This is a genomic window from Erythrobacter sp. HI0063, assembly GCF_001635685.1.
Lineage (GTDB): Bacteria > Pseudomonadota > Alphaproteobacteria > Sphingomonadales > Sphingomonadaceae > Qipengyuania.
Map to the genome: position 1 here is coordinate 1 of NZ_LWFF01000075.1, position 18561 is coordinate 18561.

The following is an 18561-nucleotide window of genomic DNA, read 5'->3' on the forward strand; positions in this document are numbered from 1 at the left end:
GCCGCATCGGCCAAGCAGTGGCGCATCGCGCCCGCGCCTTCGGGCTAGAAATCGCTTATCACAATCGTAAGCGCCTGCCCGAAGCGGTCGAGCGGATGTTCGGTGCGCGCTATGTCGAGACGCTCGACGGTCTCGTGCGGGAAGCGGACATTCTTACGCTTCATTGTCCTGCCAGCGAGAGCACGCGCGGCATGATCGACGCGCGGCGCATCGGGTTAATGAAAGAGGGCGCGAGCCTCATCAACACGGCTCGCGGCGATCTGGTCGATCAGGAAGCGCTGATCGCCGCGCTCGAGAGCGGGCACATGGCCGGTGCGGGCCTCGACGTCTATCCGGACGAGCCGCATGTAGACGAGCGCCTGATCCGCCATCCCAATGTAATGACCCTGCCCCACATCGGCAGCGCCACACGCGAAGGGCGAGAGGAATCCGGCCATCGCGTCATCGCCAATATCCGCGTATGGGCCGACGGCCATCGCCCACCCGATCAGGTCCTCACTGGACTGTCTTGAGGGACCTTGAAAGATGGATGAATTCGCCGCTCGCATCGAAGCGCTCGAACATCAGTGGATGCGCGCATGGATGCAGCGTGACCGCAACGCGATGAAGAAGCTCGCCACGCGGGATTTCATCTTCCTGCTGGGCTCCAAGCGCGCCGCGCTTCTCGACCGGGCGAGCTGGCTGGAAGCAGCGACGACGCGCTTCAAATGCAACGGATACCGCTTCGGCGAAGTCTATGTCCGCCGCCACGGCTCGGTCGCGGTCTTCGCGACGCAGATGAACCTTGAAGCGCGCATGGGCGATCACGAATGGTCGGGCGAGACCTGGATGATGGACCTCTGGCAGAAGACCAGGGTCCGCCGCCAGTGGCGGATCGTCGAACGCACCCTGTCCCGCCCCGACGAGGACGCGACGATGAGCGATGCGGTCAGGGCGATGCAGTTGTGGCGCTGACCCGCTCGCTCAATCCCCCGCCAGAATCCGGTCTACCAGCTGCTTCACCGTGGGGGTGAAATTGTTCGAATAAAACGGGTCCTGCTTGAAGCGGTACGCCGCGTGGCCCGCGAACATCAGATTGTCGTCCACAGGCTCGCCATGAGCGATGTCCTGCAAGGTCTTCTGGATGCAGAAACTGCGCGGATCGGCGAGGCGGCCGGTCGTGTAGTCGTCATGATCCTTCCAGCTGGAAAACTGGCAATGGCTGAGGCAGCCCATGCAGTCCTTCTGGTCCTTGCGGATCGTGTCGCGGCTTTCGGGCGTGACGAACACGATCGTATCGTCCGGCGTCTTGAGCGCTTCGGTCTGCCCTTCGGCGAACCAGGCCCGCGCGCGGTCGTAATCCTTCGGCGCGACCCAGAAGTTCTTGCCGCGCACGCCGATGTCGAGTTGCTTGGTGTGCTCGCCCGCTTCGACCTTGCTGTAAGGAATCTGGCGTTCCGAGCGGTGGATGAGATCCCACAGGAAATCGTTCTTCACCGCGCTCGAATAGAAGCCCGTCGGCGAAAATTTGTGCAGCAGCACGTCGCCTTCGTCGAGCGTGCGCAAGCGGTCCTTCCACTCCTGGGGGATCGGACTTTCCTGCGTCAGCAGGGGCCGCGTGCCGAACTGGAACATGATCCGGCCGAGTTCGGGATTGTCGATCCAGTCGTTCCATTCGCGCAGGAACCACACCCCGCCCGCCATGACGATGGCGGTATCTTCCGACACGCCTTCGTTGCGCATCGTCTCGCGCAGCGCCTTGACGCGGGGATAGGGATCTTCCGGCTTGGTCGGATCCTCGGCATTGGAAAGGCCGTTATGCCCGCCCGCCAGCCACGGATCTTCATACACAACCGCGGCCATCAGCTCCGGAACCTTGGAATAGCTCCGCTTCCACAGGGCGCGGAAAGCGCGCGCGGAGCTGACGATGGGGAGATAGCTGACATTGTAGCGCGCGGCGATCTCGGCCAGCTTGTAGGGCATGCCCGCCCCGCAGGTCACGCCTGCGACGAGGCCCCTGGTGTTTTCCAGCACCGCTTCCAGGATCTGCTGCGCGCCGCCCATTTCCCACAGCACATTGATGTTGATCGCGCCCTTGCCGCCGGCGATGTCGTGTGCGCGCTTCACCTGTTCGGTGGCGCCGTCGATCGCGTAGCGCATCAGCTGTTCATGGCGCTCCTTGCGCGTCAGCTGGTCGTAGACCTGCGGAACGATCTTGCCTTCGGCGTCGTAGCTGTCGGCATTGACCGCGCTGACCGTGCCGATGCCGCCTGCCGCCGCCCAGGCGCCCGAACTCAGGTGGTTAGTCGCCGAAACGCCCTTGCCGCCTTCGACCAGCGGCCACACTTCGCGGCCGCCATACTGAATGGGTTCGAGACCCTTGAATGCCATGATACGTCTTTCGTTCGCGTCTTGTCAGGTGGCCGCTTGCTTGATCGCAGCCCTTTTGCCGACCGCGTCTCCGCGGCACGGTTCGATACTCTCCGGTGCGGGCCTGTTAGCCGACCGTTCGAATTGTGCATAGTACCCGGCCAATTCCGGCGCATCCTTGAAAGCGACCAATTTGTAACCGACCCGCTCGAATTCGCAGGCGAGCAGCATCGGCGCGATGCCGTGCCGGTCGGTCGGGCGGTCCACATCGACTACGACGACCTGCCCCCCTTCGCGCAGGGAAGGCCAAAGGCGCCATAGCAGCGCATAGGGTTCGCCGATCTCGTGATACATGTGGACCATGAAGATCCTGTCGAAGCTCTTTTCGGGCAGATGCGGATCGTCGAGCGCGCCGGGCTGGATCGAGACATTGTCGATCCGCTGGCGCTCCACGCGCCGCCCCAGCCTTTCAAGCGCGCTGCGATCGATATCCTGGGCGAGCACCCGTCCCTCTTCGCCGACCCGTTCGGCAAGGCGGACGGTGTAATATCCATTGCCGGCGCCGATGTCGGCAACCGTCATGCCCGGTTCGACACCGGCCAGCTCCATCACCGTCTCCGCCTCGCCGCGATTGTCGCGGGCGGTTTCGGTCGAAAACTGGTTCGAACCAAGGCCTGACACGGGGCGGTCGGGCCGAGGAAATTCAATCGCGGATTCGGGCCGGTCGCCGGATGCCTGACCGCAGGCGGTAAGCACCACCAGAAGGCCCGAAGCGACGGCCCGACGAAGGATCACTCGACATCCTCGATCTCGACCGTCTCACCCGTCACGCGCTGTGCCAAGGCGGCGGAAATGAACGGATCGAGCGCGCCGTCCAGCACGTCGTCGGGCGTCGGCGACGTGACGCCGGTGCGCAGATCCTTGACCATTTGATAGGGCTGGAGAACGTAGCTCCTGATCTGGTGGCCCCAACCGATATCGGTCTTGCTTTCGTATTCGGTGCCCGCAGCCGCCTCGCGCTCCGCCATCTCGCGTTCGTAGAGCCGGGCCTTGAGCATGTTCATCGCCGTGGCGCGGTTCTTGTGCTGGCTGCGGTCGTTCTGGCTGGCGACGACGATCCCGGTCGGCTGGTGCGTGATGCGGACGGCGGAATCGGTCGTGTTGACGTGCTGCCCGCCCGCACCGGACGCGCGGTAGGTGTCGATTTTCAAGTCGCTTTCGTTGATTTCGATCTCGAAATCATCGTCGATCACCGGATAGACCCAAACCGAGCTGAAGCTGGTATGGCGGCGCGCAGAGCTGTCATAGGGGCTGATGCGGACGAGCCGGTGCACGCCACTTTCGGTTTTCGAGTACCCATAGGCGTTGTCGCCCTTGATCAGCAGCGTGGCAGACTTGATCCCGGCCTGATCGCCAGCCTGATATTCCACCGTTTCGACCTTGAAGCCGCGCTTTTCCGCCCAGCGGGCATACATGCGCAGCAGCATTTCGGCCCAGTCCTGGCTTTCCGTACCGCCTGCGCCAGCGTGGATTTCCAGATAGGTGTCATTGCCGTCGGCTTCGCCCGACAGTAGCGCCTGCACCTTGTCGGCATCGGCGCGCGTGGCGAGGCGTTCGAGGCTGACGAGCCCGTCCCTCACCACCTCGTCATCTCCCTCGGCCTCGCCCAATTCGACGAATTCGATCGCATCGGCCATTTCGGACGAGATTTCGTTGACCGTTCCGATCGCGGTTTCGAGCTGCTTCTGTTCGCGATTTATAGCCTGAGCTTCCTTGGGATTGTCCCACAAGCTCGGGTCCTGAACACGCGCATTCAGCTCGTCAAGACGACGCAGGGCGCGTTCCCAGTCGAGCGACTGGCGGACCAGCGCCAGCGCAGCTTCGATACGGTCGATATAGGCCTGCCCTTCGGCACGCATGCGATGAATTCCTTACAGCGAAAAATGGTCTGTCCGCCCGCGCTTAGCGGGCAGGCACAGTTTGTAAAGTTCAGCGGACTGCCGGAACGAGGGGTACAGAGAAGAGCGGGGTCAATAAATCCCGCCCTGCTCCTCCACGAAATCGGTCTGCGGCTCGACACGCGGCGTCGACCGGGCGACCGTGCGCTGCTGCGCCGCGCGCCCGCGCCGGATCTGTTCGAGGATCTCGTTGCGCTTGGCCGCGATCTGGTCCTGCCGGGTCGAACGGGGCGGTTCGGTGTCGGGCTTGAATGCCTCCCAAATTACCGCCGCCTTGGGATCGTCGGACGGTGTGCCATCGAAGACGCGCTTACCACTCCGGCGGTCCACGCGCACCATGCGGACCCCGGCGGGCGCGATGAACTCGTCACCCTCCCAGCGATCTTTCGACGCCTCGACGAAGCGTTTGAAGATCGGCGCGGCGGTGTTGCCGCCCTGAACCCAGCCACCGAGATTGCGCGGCTGGTCGAAGCCGACATACATACCCGCAACGATCTGCGGACTGCCGCCGACAAACCAGGCATTGGTCGGGCCGGTGGTGGTGCCGGTCTTGCCGAACAGCGGCATGTCGAGACTACGCAGGCGCACTGCCGTGCCGCGTGTCACCACGCCTTCGAGCATGTGGACGGTCTGGTAGGCTGTGCGCGGATCCATCGCCTGACGGCCCTTAGCGCCGAAGCGCGGCATCGGCTGGCCATCCCACTCTGCCATGTTGCAGCCGGTGCAATCGCGATTGTCCGCGCGCCAGATCACCTTGCCACGGCGATCCTGCACGTAATCGATGACGCTGGGCTGGTTGATGCGGCCCCAATTCACCAGCGCCGAATAAGCGTTGACCATCTTCTCGACAGTCGTGTCGCCCGCGCCCAGCGCGAAGGCGGGATAGGGTTCGTAGCTGCCGATATTCATGTTTTCGAACGTCTTGATGACGTTGGGCATGCCTGCATCCATGGCGATATGGACGGTCATCAGATTGCGGCTCTGTTCGAGGCCCCAGCGCATCGTATGTACACCGCCCCCGCCGCCACCGAAATTGCGGAAGCATTTTTCACCGAGGTTCGCGCCCTGATAGAAGCAATAGGTCTGGTCGGGTATCTCGCTGGCAGGCGTCAGTCCGTGGTCGAGTCCCGTTGCATAGACGAAGGGCTTGATGGTCGATCCCGGCTGACGCAGCGCCTGGGTGGCGCGGTTGAAGCTGCCGAGGCGGCTATCGAACCCGCCCTGCATGGCAAGGATGCGGCCGGTTTGCGGGTTCTGAGCTAGGAAAGCACCTGAAACTTCAGGCACGGCGCGCAGACGATACCCGCCCGACGCCTCGACCGCCGCCACCACATCGCCAGCATTCAGCGAACTCGGCGCGCCGAGCAGCGAATGGGTCTCACCATCGGTGAATGCGATCTTGGGCGACGATCCGCCTTCCGTCACCACGCCGACCCGCCAATCCTCGTAATTGACCGAAATATTGGAGGATCGCAGCTGCCCGATCAGATCGCCATTGTCGGGATTGAGCGTGGCCACCGGGCCCGAGAACCCGCGATTGCCCTGATAGCTCAACAACTGAGCCCGCAACGCATCGCGTGCCGCATCCTGCAACTCCGTGTCGAGCGATGTGCGCACCCACAATCCGCCAGCATAGACGCTGTTCGCGCCGTCCTCCGCCGTTTCACCGAATTTCTCGATCAGCTGGCGGCGGACTTCCTCGAGGAAATAGCCGGCATCGGCCGAACGCTCGACCCGCTGCTCGACGAGGCCGAGATCCTTGGCCTTGGCTGCGCTTGCCGCCGACGCGGTGATGAAATCGTTGGCCACCATCTGGTCGAGCACGAAATTGCGACGTTCGATCGCCATATCGCGAAACCGCTCGCGCCCGTAGCGTTCGGGGGCCTTGGGGAGAATGGCGAGAAACGCCATCTCGTTGAGATCGAGATCGCCCACATCCTTGTCGAAATATGCGCGCGCTGCCGCCTGCACGCCGAAGCTGCGGCGGCCAAGAGGAATTTCGTTGAGATAGAGTTCGAGAATCTCGCGCTTGCTCAAAGTGTCCTCGATCCGGCGGGCGAGGATCATTTCTTTCAATTTGCGCGTAACCGAATACTCATCGCCGAGAAGGAGATTTTTCGCGACCTGCTGCGTGATGGTGGAGCCGCCCACGGCTCGTTCGCCGGAACCCATCTTGCTCGCGTAATCGAAAACGGCATTGGCCGTGCCGGTCAGGTCGACGCCGCCGTGGCTGAAGAAGGTCCGGTCTTCGGCTGCCAGGTAGGCTTCAACCAGTTGGACCGGGAAATCGGCATATTGCAGCTGGACGCGGCGTTCGCGAGCGTAGGAGTGCACGATCTCCCCATCGCCGCCGCGCACTACGGTGGGCAGCGGCGTTTCGTATTCGAGGAGGGTTTCGACATCCGGCAGGTCGCGCGCCAGCAGCGCCCACGCCGCGATGAGCCCGGCAAGCCCCAGGCCGACGAGGATGGTGCCGTATTTGAACCAACGGTGCTCACGCCAATTGGCGCCGAACCACGCGAGCGTTTCGCTCGTGTCACGGCGTATGCGGTAGCGGAAATAGTCTAGCGTAGAGTGTTCGGCCATCGGGATCCCATCGTCCGGTGTCGGCCCTCTAGCATAGCGATCCTGTCTCGCGCCATAACGAACCGGCGGAGCCGTCGCAGCTTATGGTGTAGACGTCTCGTTCTTGGCTTCGGCGGGCTCGTCCGGAGGGGTATCGGCTGCCGCATCTTCGCCCGATTGCGCCGGACGCTCTTCCAGCAGGTCTTCACGCTGGCGGACGAAATAGATGCGGATCGCGCGCGCCAGCGTCTCGGCGAAGCGGCGGCGGCCTTCGGGCGAGGCGAGGCGCGCGGCTTCTTCCTCATTCGTGATGAAGCCGCTTTCGAACAGGACGCTGGGCACGTCGGGCGCACGCAGGACCTTCAGAGCGGCAGAGCGGCGCGGCTGCGGGTGGAACCGGATCCTGTCCTCGCCCTCGCGCTGGATCAGATCGGCGAATTCGCGCGATTCCTCCTGCGTCCGTCGCTGCGACAATTCGACCAATATGGTGTTCACCAAATCGCTCTGTCCGGAAATCTCCTGTCCATTGATCCGGTCGGCGCGATTCTCCCTTTCGGCAAAGCGCGCCGCCGCCTCGCTGCTCGCCCTGGTCGAGAGCGTATAGATGCTGGCGCCTTCGACCTCGCTGGCCTCGCCCGCGGAATCGGCGTGGATCGACACGAATAGGTCCGCGCCGAGCCGCCGGGCGATCTCGTAGCGTTCGGCGTGAAGCAGATAGCGATCATCGCTCCGGGTCAGCGCCACGCGCACATCGCCCTGTTCAAGCAATGCATCCCGCAGGGCCAGAGCGAGGTCGAGGACGAGGTTTTTCTCCACTACATCGACGCCCGAGGCCCCCGGATCGTGCCCTCCATGGCCGGGATCGATCACCACCAGCGGTCGCTCGTCGCTGTCGTCGCCCTGAATTTCGGGCAGTTCGATTCCACCCCGATCATCCAGCGCGATCCGCTTGACGTAATCGCGGCCGAATTGCGGTGCAGGCAAGTTTTGGCCACTCGCTGCCGCTACGCCCATCACCAGCGCAAACAGCGCCACCGGCAAGGCCAGGATGAAATAGGGGGAGGGATTGCGCAGCATCGCGGCGTGAGCATTACGGGCTTAACGCACCACCGCGCAATATCCTGTTCACGCAATATGGTTGCCGCGGGATAGTCACAATGCTAGCGCTGATTTTGCAAGAGTCCGAAACCAATCGGACCCGGCGCGGGATCGCCTCTTACTTTCGCGATCCCTCGAAACAGGTTGATGCGACACATGATCAAGCCCTCCCCGCTCTTCCGCCCGCAGGCCGATGCCCGCGGCGTGGCCGATGCGGGCATGGTATCGCGCACTTTGCGCGGGCTCGGTGTGGCAGACACGCATTTCCGGAGCGGGCGCTGTTCGCGTTCCGTCCGGTTCCTATCGACCGCCCTCGCCCACCCAATGGTCGGCAGCGGCGGTTTTCATCAATATTCGCGCAAGGGCGAGGCCGGGTCGCACCCGCCCCCCTGCGCTTGGAGACATATCAATGGCAACGCGCATGCTAATCGATGCGCGCCACCAGGAAGAAACCCGGGTGGCGGTCCTCAAAGGCAATCGGATTGAGGAGTTCGACTTCGAATCTGCCGATCACAAGCAGATCAAGGGTAATATCTATCTAGCCAAGGTAACGCGCGTCGAACCGTCGCTGCAGGCGGCATTCGTCGATTTCGGCGGCAATCGCCACGGTTTCCTCGCTTTCGGCGAAATCCATCCCGACTATTACCAAATTCCCAAGGAAGATCGCGACGCCCTGCTCGCCGCCGAAGCCGAAGTGGCCGAGGAAGAGGCGCGGCTTCGCGACGATGAGGAAGAGCGCGGCCAGATGCCGGGCGAGGAATACGACGCCGAGGAGGAAAGCTCCGAAGCGCTGGCGGAAGAATTCGCCGAAGACGGCCTCGAAGAGGTCGATACTTCCGACAAGGACGACGTCGCGACGATCGAGGAAGGCCAGGTTGCCGGCGATTCCGACGAAGACGATGATGGCGAAGACAGTGGCGAAGACAGCGACGACGATAACGGTCGCTCGCGCGGTCGCCGCCGCCAACGCGGCCGCAACGGCAAGGGTGGCAAGCCGCGTACCCGCGCCAAGGAAGTCGACGATGCGCGTGCGCGCCGCATGGCGCTGCGTCGCAAATACAAGATCCAGGACGTCATTCAGCGCCGCCAGGTGCTGCTCGTTCAGGTCGTGAAGGAAGAGCGCGGCAATAAGGGCGCCGCGCTGACCACCTATCTCAGCCTTGCCGGGCGTTACACGGTCCTTATGCCCAATAGCAGCCACGGCGGCGGCATCAGCCGCAAGATTAATTCGGCGAGCGACCGCAAGCGTCTGAAGCAGATCGTCGGCGATCTCAGCCTGCCGCGTTCGATGGGCCTGATCGTCCGCACCGCCGGGCTTTCGCGCACCAAGACCGAGATCAAGCGCGACTTCGACTACCTGGCCCGGTTGTGGGACGAGATCCGCGAAAACACGCTGTCCTCCAGCGCGCCTGCCCTGATTCATTCGGACAGCGACCTGATCAAGCGCGCCATCCGCGACATCTACAATCGCGAGATCGAAGAGGTCGTGGTCGAGGGCGAGCAGGGCTACAAATCGGCCAAGGCCTTCATGAAGCTGCTGATGCCCAGCCACGCCCGCCGGGTTAAGGCCTATTCCGATCCAGTTCCTCTGTTCCAGCGGTATGGCGCCGAAGACCAGCTCAAGGCGATGTACGATCCGATGGTGCAGCTGAAATCCGGCGGCTATCTGATCATCAATCCGACCGAGGCGCTGGTTTCGATCGACATCAACTCGGGCCGTTCCACCAAGGAACACGGGATCGAGCAGACCGCGCTCCACACCAATCTCGAAGCCGCCCGCGAAATCGCCCGCCAATTGCGCCTGCGCGACATGGCCGGGCTCGTCGTGATCGACTTCATCGACATGGAGCAGCATTCGAACACCCGTAAGGTGGAGCGCGCGATGAAGGACGCGCTCAAGACCGACCGGGCGCGGATCCAGGTCGGGCGCATCTCCAGCTTCGGCCTGATGGAAATGAGCCGTCAGCGTCTGCGCACCGGCGTGCTCGAAGCGACCACGCGCGAATGTCCGCATTGCGACGGCACCGGCCTGGTTCGCACTGCGAGCTCCGCAGGCCTTTCCGCCCTGCGCCTGATCGAGGACGAAGCGGCGAAGGGCAAAGGCACCATCATCCGCCTTGCCGCCAGCACCGAAGCGGCGATCTATCTCCTCAACGAAAAGCGTTCGGACCTGATGGAGATCGAGGAGCGCTACGGCGTGACGGTCGAAGTCTTGCCGGAAGGCGAGGACGAAGGCGCCAAGATGGACGTCTCCAGCCACGGGCCCAAGCCCAAGGATGCGCCGAAGTTCGAACCGATCGCTTTCGACGAAGACGACGATTCGGACATCGAAGACGACAGCGATCTCGACGAGGACGACGAGCCCCGCCGTGATCGCACTTCGGATCGCGACGACGATAACGGCGATGGCAAGCGCAAGCGTCGCCGGGGCGGACGCAACCGCAATCGCAAGCGCGACCGTTCGGACGACCGAAACGACGACGAGCGTTCGAACGACGATGGCCAGTCGAATTCCGACGATAGCGACAATGATAACGGCGACCGCGGCAGCGAGCATGGCGAGGACGATGATCGTCCCAAGCGCAAGCGTCGCCGTGGCGGACGCGGCCGTCGCGGCGGTCGCAATCGGTCGCGTCAGGACGATGTGAACGAAAGCGGCGCAGAGAACCTCGAAGAGGTTTCCGAGCATGTCGTTGGCGATATGGCGGTCGTCGCCGGGCCCGACGATGCTCCGGAAACCGCCGAAGCCATGGCGGACGAAAGCGCCAAGGACGAAAAGCCGAAGCGCAAGCGTGCCCCTCGCAAGAAGGCTGCGCAAAGCGACGCAACTTCCGAGGCGACGGACACCGGCTCGAAAGAGGCCGAGCCGAGCGAAAAGCCGAAGCGCAAGCGCGCGCCGCGCAAGAAAGCGGTGACCGAGGACGCACCGGCCAGCGAAGCCCCGGTCGAGGCGGCCGAGGAAGAAAAGCCGAAGCCCAAGCGCGCCTCGCGCAGCAAGAAGGCAGCGACGGGCTCCGACACCGCCGAAACGCCTAGCGAAGATGCGCCCAAGCCCGCGGCCAAGCGCACGCGCAAGCCGAAGGTCAAAGCGGAAGACGCGCCTGCACCCGAAGAGACGCCCGCAAACGAGGCTCCTTCGTCGAGCGAAGAGAGTGCCGGTACTGTGGAAACCGCGAAACCCAAGCGTGGCTGGTGGCAGCGCACTTTCGGCGACTGATCGCCAGTTATAGGTAGCATGATTGCGGGGGCGGGTCTTCGGATCCGCCCCCGTTTTCGTTCAGCGTCGCTCGCCGTCTTGGTCGAGCAGGCGTCGCACGTCATCGAGATCGCGCATCTTGTCGACATCGATCGCAGCGCGCCCATCGCTCGCCGCGACAAGACGCGCTTCGAGGCCGATCCGACGGCCGAGGCGCGCGAGTGCGTCGGCCAGAGTCAGCCTTCCAATGGCGTAGGAGAATAGATTGCGCAGGCCGAGACGCGCGACGAGCTTCCACGGTCGTTTGCGGTCGGCCTCGACGGCGCGCCAGGTCGCCAGCGCAGCCTCGGCGCGAGGACTTGCCAGGTAGAACAGATTGCAACCCGACCACTCGCCATCTGCAAAGCGCAGGTAAGTGCGTTGCGTTTCGGGCAGAGCACGCTCGATATCCGAGCGGCGCGCCATCATCACCGAAAGATCGGCATCGGACGGCGTTTTGGCGACCAGTTCGGAAACCCATCGGGCTTCGAGCAAAGCATGGTCGGCTGTCGTGACGATGAGGGGTGCGCCCGTGCGTTCGAAGGCTTCTGCAACGCTTTCGCTCGGTCCGGAGGCTGGCGGGCAAATTTCCGCGCCGTTTTGTCGGGCCAGATCGATCACCGCCGGTTCGTTCGCCGAAACGAGCACCCGCTCGATTCCAGCTTCACGCAAAGCGCGCACTACCCGAACCAAAATCGGCTGGCCGTCGATCTCGATCAGCGCCTTGTGCGCCACACCCAATTCGCGCGCGAGCGGATCGCCTTCCGGCCTGGTCCCCGCCAAAACGAGCGCGCTCGCGATCACGATGGTCCGCCTTGATGCCGCATGCGCCGCAGGATGATCCACGCCGAAAGGCTCATGCCGAGATAGAACACGCCCATTGCCAGCGCCACCGCCCAGCCGATCTGCACCGGGCTACCGTCCGAATGCAGGGCCAGCACCGCTATGACGAGAGTTACGACCGCAGCTGCCCGCATCTGCAGGGCCCGGCCCGCATTGCCCGTCGAATACAGAAGCGGTTCGTAGGACACGCTCGCCAGTTCGAAGGCTGCGGCGAAAGCAAGCGGAATCAGGACGATTGCGGCGCGCGCGTAATCGTCACCACCGATCAGGACCAGCACCTCTTCGCCGAACAACACGGCGATCAGCAACACGACGATCCCCGCCAGCGCAGCAATCCGCGTGACGCTGCGGACAAGGCCGGCGAAGCGCGTCGCTTCGTCAGCGATGCTCGACACGGCGAATTCGGGCAGGACCGCGCGCGCCACCAGAACCGCGAATTGCTTGACGCCCTGTGCCAATTGATCGGCGAGGCGATACAGACCTGCGGAACTCGTCGAGAAGAAATAGCCGACTGCCAGCAGCGGCCCCTGCTTCACGACCGCGTCCAGCGTGGTCGCGCCGTAAGTCACGCCGAAGAAGCCCTTGATACCCGGATTTTCGCGCAGCATCTTCCGCCAGCCGCCCGCATGGCGCAACTGGAACGAATCCCTCGCCAGCCGCCGCGCCATGATCCAGTAGACCCCCGCCGCGATCAGATCGAACAACGCCCAGGCGAAAACGAATTTCGCCACGCTCGGCCCGGTTGCAAGGATGATGCCGCTGGCGATCAGGCGTCCGGTCGGCACGATCGCTTCCACATACGTGCCGACGTCGAACCGGTCGAGAACGCGCACGATGCCGCTCGGGGTGGTCAGCCGCGCCCAGATCAGCGCACAGGCGAAGAGGAAGCCGACGTCGATATATTGCGGGTTCAACTCGAGCAGCGAGCCGAAGCCGTAATAGACCAGCGCCGCGATGGCGCAGCCGGTAATCGCACCGCCGACATCGGCAAAAGTGCAAAACCAGATCAGCCGCCCGAACGCCGCCTCGTCCCCGTCCAGCCGATGCCGCGCGCCAAAGCGGACCAGAGTTTGCCAGGTCTGAAAGCCCGCGATCGCGACCAAAGCCTGCGCGGTGCCGAACAAAAGCGAGAAATGGCCGAAATCGCGCAGGCCCAGCGATCGTGCCAGAACGGCCAGATAGACCAGGCTGCAGATCGCGCCGAAAGTCTTGCCGCCGAGGATCCATGCGAGATTGCGCACGATGTTCAGAAGCCCGTTGCGTGCGGGCACAGGCGTGCTCTGACCATCCATCTTGATCGCCCTTTGAACGAAGCGCGGGCGGCTTGCAAATCCATGCTTTGCGGCAGTGGTCCGGATTGCCTAAAGCGTCGCGCGATGCGGGTGGTGTTCCTCTTCAATCACGATGCGGCCCATCAGGTCGCGCACCTTGCGGGGATTGCCGCCGCGATGACGCGCACGCATCCCGAGGTGAAAACCGTGATCGCCTATGCGGGCCCCATGATCAGGACGCGCATCGAAGGCCTGATCGATGAGAAATCGGCGGGCGCGATCCGCTGGCACGAGCTGACGCTCGGCCCGATCGCTCGCACCGCTGCCGGTGTTCTGGATAAAGTACTGCCCGCCAGCCGCCTGATGCGGCTCCGCAGCCATGTCCCCTTGTTCGCAAGCGCCGACATGATCGTTTCGACCGAGCGGACATGCCTGCGCCTGAAGAAGCGCATTCCCGCTGACGTCATGCCGCTATTCGCCAAGGTGCCCCATGGCGCCGGCGATCGCAGCGTCAGCTACCATCCCGATTACCGCCGCTTCGATCGCAGCTTCGTGGCCGGTCGCAAGGTCGTCGACCAATTGGTCGCGCACGGTGTCGAGCCTGAGAAGCTGGTGGTCATCGGCTATCCCAAATTCGAGAATATCGATCTGGCGGCGCGGCCCGACCTGTTCGACGCCAAGCGTCCGACCGTGGTCTACAATCCGCATTTCGATCCCAATCTGTCGAGCTGGTACGATCACGGGCCGGACATCCTGCGCTGGTTCGCGAGCGAGGCTGGGCAGCGCTTCAATCTGATTTTCGCGCCCCATGTCATGCTGTTCCGCAAGGAGCTGCACGTCTCGCCAGAATACGGACTTGCGCGGCGGCGACCGGACATTCCCGAAGAAGCGCTGACGGCCGGCAATATCCTGATCGATACCGACAGCCCGCGCCTGTTCGATATGACCTACACGCTCGCTGCCGACGCATATCTCGGCGATGCGTCCAGCCAGATCTACGAATTCCTGGTGCGCCCCCGCCCCGCCTTCTTCTTCGATGCCCGCCGCGACGTGAAGGCCGAGGACGACGAGTGGCATCTGTTCTGGGAATGCGGCCCGGTCGTTCGCAGCGTGGACGAACTGACGGGCATGCTTCCCGATATGCAGGCGATCGGCGAACGCTATCGGGCGCGCCAGGAAGAGCTGTTCGCCTACACGATCGACCTCGGGGATCGTCCGGCAAGCGAACGGGCCGCCGATGCGATTGTCAAAGCGATCAAGGATCGCGCGGATCGATAACGCGCCAATTGCGCGCTGCGGCCTTTCCGGCCTTGCGGCGCGAGGTCGCCGCGAAGATCGGATCGCTTACCGCGTCGAGGAGCGGCGCATCGGCAAAGCTGTCGCTGACGAAGCGGGTGTGGGCCTGACCAAGCGCGGGCAGTTGCTCCGAGACGCTGGCGAGCTTGGTATCGGCATAGCAATTGTCGGGCACGCGGTCGAAGCCCTGCCAACGGGTGGCGACCACATCGTCGAAACCCAGTAGATCGGCGAAGGGAGCGGCGTAGATATCGAAGGCCGCCGTGGCGAGGACGAGGCGGGCACCGTCCGCGCGGTCCTCTTCCAGCAAGCGGATGGTCGCAGGCATCAGGCCCCTTCCCTCGATCACGCCTGCGGCGAATTGCGCTCCGAGTGTCTCAAGATCACGGCGCGAACGACGACCGACGAGCAAGCGCATTCCGAACAGTTTCAACCGCGCGCGCGACATGGTGCCCATGCGATAGGCCAGCATGGCCAGTATCCAGACTGGCGCGAAAAGCAGCCGCCACGGCGCTGCTTTGCGCGCAGCGAACAGCAGGAAGGGCGTGAAGGTCGCCCGTCGGGTCAGCGTCCGGTCGAGGTCGTAAATCGCAATGCGCATCGCCGCCCCCGTTGGCATTGCCGTCGCGACCTGTCACCTCCCCCTTAAGGGAGCGGAAGGGTCAGGCCGGAATCGTCTCGCCCTGCCAGTCGAAGTGGCTGCCGCTGTCGGAGGGTGAGAGCCCGTCGATGACGGCAAGCAGATTCTGTGCCGCCTCCATCGGTTCGGTCAATTGCTGGTCGGGGACATTGCCCTGAAACGGCTCTGACAGAGCGGTGTCGACTGTGCCCGGATGGAGCGCGGCCACGACCGCCTCCTTGTGCGTCCGGCCCAGTTCGATGGCGAAATTGCGCACCAGCATATTCAGCGCCGCCTTGCTGGCGCGATAGCTGTGCCATCCACCCAGGCGATTGTCCGAAATCGATCCGACGCGAGCGGACAGCGCTGCGAACACGCAACGTTTCCGGCGCGGCAACAGGGGCAGCAAATGCTTCGCGATCAGCGCGGGGCCGATCGTGTTGAGCGCGAAGACCTCGCCCATCGCCGCGCCGTCCAGAGCCTTGTAAATGCGCTCCGGCCCGGTCCCGTCCGCAAGGGTAAGAACGCCTGTCGCGACAAGCACGAGATCGGGCGGATCGTCCCGCATCGTTTCGGCTGCTGCGGCGATACTGGCTTCGTCTGCGAGATCGAAACGAAACCCTTGCGCCCCTTCGACGGGGGCGTCGCCTGAGCGGCTTCCCGCATGGACCTTCACGCCCCTTTCCATGAGAGCGATGCACAGGGCTTTACCGATCCCTCCGCTCGCCCCGAATATGGCGGCATTGGTGAAGTGCGGCGGTTCGTGTTCCATATCTTGCAAGACTTGCGGCAGACATTGCGGGTTCCCGACCCTTGCGCCGCGCGCTCGAACCGCTAAACGAGTTTCACAAAGCAACAGGACGTATTTTCCGCCATGGCGACCTTCACTCTTCCGAAAAATTCGAAGATCAGCGGCAAGGGCCGCGCGCACAGCGCCGACGGTGCCGGCCGGGTGAAAAAGTTCAAGATCTATCGTTACGATCCCGATAGCGGCGAAAACCCGCGCTACGACACGTTCGAGATCGATCTCGACGAATGCGGGCCGATGGTTCTCGACGCCCTGTTCAAGATCAAGAACGAAGTCGATCCCACGCTGACCTTCCGCCGTTCCTGCCGCGAAGGGATCTGCGGATCGTGCTCGATGAACATGAACGGCAAGAACGGCCTCGCCTGCACCACCGCGATCGAGGACATGAAGGGCGAGATTCGCATCACGCCGCTGCCGCACATGGAAGTCATCAAGGACCTCGTCCCCGATTTCACGCATTTCTACGCGCAATATGCCAGCATCCGGCCCTGGTTGCAGACCGTCTCCACCACGCCCAGCGGCAAGGAACGCCTGCAATCGCCCGATCAGCGCGAAAAGCTGGACGGTCTGTACGAGTGTATCCTGTGCGCTTGCTGCTCGACCGCCTGCCCCAGCTATTGGTGGAACAGCGACAAGTTCCTCGGCCCGGCGATCCTGCTTCAGGCCTATCGCTGGCTGGCCGACAGCCGTGACGAGATGACCGGCGAACGGCTCGACCAGCTCGAAGATCCGTTCCGGCTCTATCGCTGCCACACGATCATGAACTGCGCGAATGTCTGCCCCAAGGGCTTGAGCCCGGCCAAGGCTATCGCCGAAACCAAGAAGATGATCGCCGAGCGCGCGATCTAAGGTGCTGGCACAGGACGTTTTCGAGCACGGACCGGATCCGGACAATCCCGGTTGGAACCACTGGAACCTCAAGGACGAAACGCTGTTCAACGGCGCGGTGATGGGCAAGCTCATCACGCGCGTCGACGATGACGGGAAAGCGCGGCTGCGCATGTTCCCCGAGCGGCGGCACGAGAACCTTCAGGGCATCATCCATGGCGCGGTCACGCTCTCGCTGATCGACATCGCGCTGTTCACCACCATGCACACGCTCGGTAGCGGCAATGCCGGGCCCTCGGTCACGCTCGAGCTTTCGACTCAGTTCGTGGGCGGAGGCAAGGCGCGTACACCTCTCGATGCGGTCACAGAGATCGTGAAGGAAACCGGTAAACTGGTCTTCGTGCGCGGTCTGGTCGAACAGGGCGAACACCGCGTCGCGTCCTTCTCCGGCATCGTCCGCAAGATGCGCCCCAGTTCCGGCACCGGTCCCGACGCTTCGTGAGCGGATTGCTCTCGCGCTACGAAGAACTGATCGCGGCGGGGGAATTGCAGCCCGACCCAGATCAGCGCCGCGCCGCCGAACGGCTCGACCGACTTCAGAAAGACTTGGAAGCAGAGCGGCCCAGCGGCGGGCTCCTGTCGCGCCTGTTCGGTTCGAAAGAGGCAGCGCCGCCGCAGGGTGTCTACATGTGGGGCGGTGTCGGCCGCGGCAAATCCATGCTGATGGATCTGTTCGTCCAGACGCTCGGCATCCCCGAGAAGCGTCGTGCGCATTTCCACGAATTCATGCTCGAAGCCGATCGCCGGATGAAGGCGGCGCGCGATACCGGCCAGGGGCAACCCGTGCGCCACGTCGCGAAAGCCATCGCCGAGGACGTCCGCTGTCTTGCCTTCGACGAGATGGTGGTCACCAACACCGCCGACGCGGCCATCATGGGGAGGCTATTCACGGCGCTGATCTGCGATGAGGGCGTCAGCATCGTCACGACCAGCAATCGCCCGCCGAGCGATCTCTATAAGGACGGGCTCAATCGCTCGCTCTTCCTGCCCTTTATCGATCTGGTCGAGGCCGAGTTGGACGTCGTGCCGCTGAACGGGCCGACCGATTACCGGCTCGACCGGCTGGGCGATATCGCCACCTGGCACACCCCGCTCGGCGAGGATGCGACTGCACAGGTGCGCGAAGCGTTCTTTCGGCTCACCGATTACTCGCCCGAGGATGCCGATCACGTTCCATCGGGCGATCTCGACCTTGGCGGAGGCCGCACGCTGCATGTGCCCAAAAGCTTCAAGGGTGTGGGCGTGTTCAGCTTCAAGCGCTTGTGCGGCGAAAATCGCGGCGCGGCGGATTATCTCGCGATCGCCCACGCCTTCCACAGCGTGATCGTGGTCGGCATTCCGCGCCTGTCGCCGGACAATCGCAACGAAGCCATGCGCTTCACCAAGCTTGTCGATGCTCTCTACGAGAACGGCGTGAAGCTCTTCGCGACTGCCGCCGCCGAACCCGAAGACCTTTACACCGCGGGCGACGGCGCCTTCGAGTTCGAGCGCACGGTCAGCCGCCTGATGGAGATGCAGAGCGCCGACTACATGGCGCGCGGACACGGCGCGGCCTGACCCGGTCTTGCAGACCGGGGAAAGCCACCCCAGCTAATCGTCATTGCCGGCGGCCAACCAACCCCGCCGATGTG

General features: G+C 63.6%; 16 protein-coding genes. 7 read left to right on the plus strand and 9 right to left on the minus strand.

The features are described 5' to 3' along the window. Both A3736_RS03670 and A3736_RS03675 read left to right on the plus strand, forming a co-directional pair. On the plus strand, positions 1 to 512 hold a 512-nt coding region (locus A3736_RS03670), incomplete at its 5' end, for a 2-hydroxyacid dehydrogenase (protein WP_304439409.1). Positions 513 to 525: 13 nt separating this feature from the next. After that, positions 526 to 954, plus strand: a complete 429-nt coding sequence (locus tag A3736_RS03675) for a nuclear transport factor 2 family protein (RefSeq protein ID WP_067679340.1) — start codon at positions 526 to 528, stop codon at positions 952 to 954. Between the two features lie 9 nt (positions 955 to 963). Here the strand turns inward: A3736_RS03675 and A3736_RS03680 are convergent, their stop codons facing one another. The 5 genes from A3736_RS03680 to A3736_RS03700 all read right to left on the minus strand — a co-directional run bounded on the left by A3736_RS03680 (position 964) and on the right by A3736_RS03700 (position 7949). Next, a complete protein-coding gene (locus tag A3736_RS03680; protein ID WP_067679343.1) occupies positions 964 to 2370 on the minus strand; it encodes a nitronate monooxygenase family protein in 1407 nt (468 codons plus the stop codon). 24 nt (positions 2371 to 2394) lie between these two features. Further along, positions 2395 to 3141 (minus strand): class I SAM-dependent methyltransferase, encoded by a 747-nt coding sequence (locus A3736_RS03685; RefSeq protein ID WP_067679394.1) that lies wholly within the window; start codon positions 3139 to 3141, stop codon positions 2395 to 2397. Next, a complete protein-coding gene (prfB, locus tag A3736_RS03690; RefSeq protein WP_067679345.1) occupies positions 3141 to 4268 on the minus strand; it encodes a peptide chain release factor 2 in 1128 nt (375 codons plus the stop codon). The genes A3736_RS03685 and prfB overlap by 1 nt, the downstream gene beginning before the upstream one ends. Positions 4269 to 4379: 111 nt before the next feature. Continuing rightward, positions 4380 to 6893 carry a penicillin-binding protein 1A gene (locus tag A3736_RS03695; protein WP_067679348.1) on the minus strand — a complete coding sequence of 838 codons (2514 nt, stop codon included), beginning with the start codon at positions 6891 to 6893 and terminating at the stop codon, positions 4380 to 4382. A gap of 81 nt (positions 6894 to 6974) precedes the next feature. Continuing rightward, positions 6975 to 7949 (minus strand): N-acetylmuramoyl-L-alanine amidase, encoded by a 975-nt coding sequence (locus A3736_RS03700; RefSeq protein WP_067679351.1) that lies wholly within the window; start codon positions 7947 to 7949, stop codon positions 6975 to 6977. Between the two features lie 430 nt (positions 7950 to 8379). On the opposite strand from A3736_RS03700, the gene A3736_RS03705 reads away from it, so the two are divergent. Beyond that, entirely contained in the window at positions 8380 to 11187 is a 2808-nt protein-coding gene (locus A3736_RS03705; protein WP_067679354.1) for an Rne/Rng family ribonuclease, read from the plus strand. 60 nt (positions 11188 to 11247) lie between these two features. Here A3736_RS03705 and A3736_RS03710 read toward each other — a convergent pair whose 3' ends face one another. After that, entirely contained in the window at positions 11248 to 12009 is a 762-nt protein-coding gene (locus A3736_RS03710) for a nucleotidyltransferase family protein (protein ID WP_348521546.1), read from the minus strand. After that, positions 12006 to 13340 carry a lipopolysaccharide biosynthesis protein gene (locus A3736_RS03715; RefSeq protein WP_067679357.1) on the minus strand — a complete coding sequence of 445 codons (1335 nt, stop codon included), beginning with the start codon at positions 13338 to 13340 and terminating at the stop codon, positions 12006 to 12008. Before A3736_RS03715 ends, A3736_RS03710 begins: the two co-directional genes overlap by 4 nt. Before the next feature lie 84 nt (positions 13341 to 13424). Between A3736_RS03715 and A3736_RS03720 the strand changes: the two genes are divergently transcribed. After that, positions 13425 to 14597 (plus strand): hypothetical protein, encoded by a 1173-nt coding sequence (locus A3736_RS03720; protein ID WP_067679360.1) that lies wholly within the window; start codon positions 13425 to 13427, stop codon positions 14595 to 14597. Here the strand turns inward: A3736_RS03720 and A3736_RS03725 are convergent. Together A3736_RS03725 and A3736_RS03730 are read right to left on the minus strand one after the other, a co-directional pair. Continuing rightward, positions 14575 to 15216: an HAD family phosphatase gene (locus A3736_RS03725; protein ID WP_067679363.1), complete on the minus strand. Its 642-nt coding sequence runs from the start codon at positions 15214 to 15216 to the stop codon at positions 14575 to 14577. The genes A3736_RS03720 and A3736_RS03725 overlap by 23 nt on opposite strands. Positions 15217 to 15277: 61 nt before the next feature. Continuing rightward, complete coding sequence (locus tag A3736_RS03730; protein WP_067679366.1) at positions 15278 to 16006, minus strand: SDR family NAD(P)-dependent oxidoreductase; 729 nt, start codon at positions 16004 to 16006, stop codon at positions 15278 to 15280. A 102-nt stretch (positions 16007 to 16108) separates the two neighbouring features. Between A3736_RS03730 and A3736_RS03735 the strand changes: the two genes are divergently transcribed. Genes A3736_RS03735 through zapE form a run of 3 tightly spaced genes read left to right on the plus strand, consistent with a single transcriptional unit; the run spans position 16109 to position 18487 of the window. Beyond that, positions 16109 to 16891, plus strand: coding sequence for a succinate dehydrogenase iron-sulfur subunit (locus A3736_RS03735; protein ID WP_067679369.1), 783 nt, complete (start codon positions 16109 to 16111; stop codon positions 16889 to 16891). A 4-nt stretch (positions 16892 to 16895) separates the two neighbouring features. Beyond that, complete coding sequence (locus A3736_RS03740; protein ID WP_067679399.1) at positions 16896 to 17372, plus strand: PaaI family thioesterase; 477 nt, start codon at positions 16896 to 16898, stop codon at positions 17370 to 17372. Continuing rightward, a complete protein-coding gene (zapE, locus tag A3736_RS03745; RefSeq protein ID WP_067679372.1) occupies positions 17369 to 18487 on the plus strand; it encodes a cell division protein ZapE in 1119 nt (372 codons plus the stop codon). The genes A3736_RS03740 and zapE overlap by 4 nt, the downstream gene beginning before the upstream one ends. Positions 18488 to 18561: the final 74 nt, after the last annotated feature.

Bases quoted from the DNA above. Each gene is read 5' to 3' on its own strand.
- A3736_RS03720 (WP_067679360.1), top strand. From the start codon at position 13,425: ATGCGGGTGGTGTTCCTCTTCAATCACGATGCGGCCCATCAGGTCGCG.
- A3736_RS03695 (WP_067679348.1), bottom strand. From the start codon at position 6,893: ATGGCCGAACACTCTACGCTAGACTATTTCCGCTACCGCATACGCCGT.
- A3736_RS03680 (WP_067679343.1), bottom strand. From the start codon at position 2,370: ATGGCATTCAAGGGTCTCGAACCCATTCAGTATGGCGGCCGCGAAGTG.
- A3736_RS03735 (WP_067679369.1), top strand. From the start codon at position 16,109: ATGGCGACCTTCACTCTTCCGAAAAATTCGAAGATCAGCGGCAAGGGC.
- A3736_RS03675 (WP_067679340.1), top strand. From the start codon at position 526: ATGGATGAATTCGCCGCTCGCATCGAAGCGCTCGAACATCAGTGGATG.
- A3736_RS03705 (WP_067679354.1), top strand. From the start codon at position 8,380: ATGGCAACGCGCATGCTAATCGATGCGCGCCACCAGGAAGAAACCCGG.
- prfB (WP_067679345.1), bottom strand. From the start codon at position 4,268: ATGCGTGCCGAAGGGCAGGCCTATATCGACCGTATCGAAGCTGCGCTG.
- A3736_RS03730 (WP_067679366.1), bottom strand. From the start codon at position 16,006: ATGGAACACGAACCGCCGCACTTCACCAATGCCGCCATATTCGGGGCG.
- A3736_RS03725 (WP_067679363.1), bottom strand. From the start codon at position 15,216: ATGCGCATTGCGATTTACGACCTCGACCGGACGCTGACCCGACGGGCG.
- A3736_RS03715 (WP_067679357.1), bottom strand. From the start codon at position 13,340: ATGGATGGTCAGAGCACGCCTGTGCCCGCACGCAACGGGCTTCTGAAC.
- A3736_RS03700 (WP_067679351.1), bottom strand. From the start codon at position 7,949: ATGCTGCGCAATCCCTCCCCCTATTTCATCCTGGCCTTGCCGGTGGCG.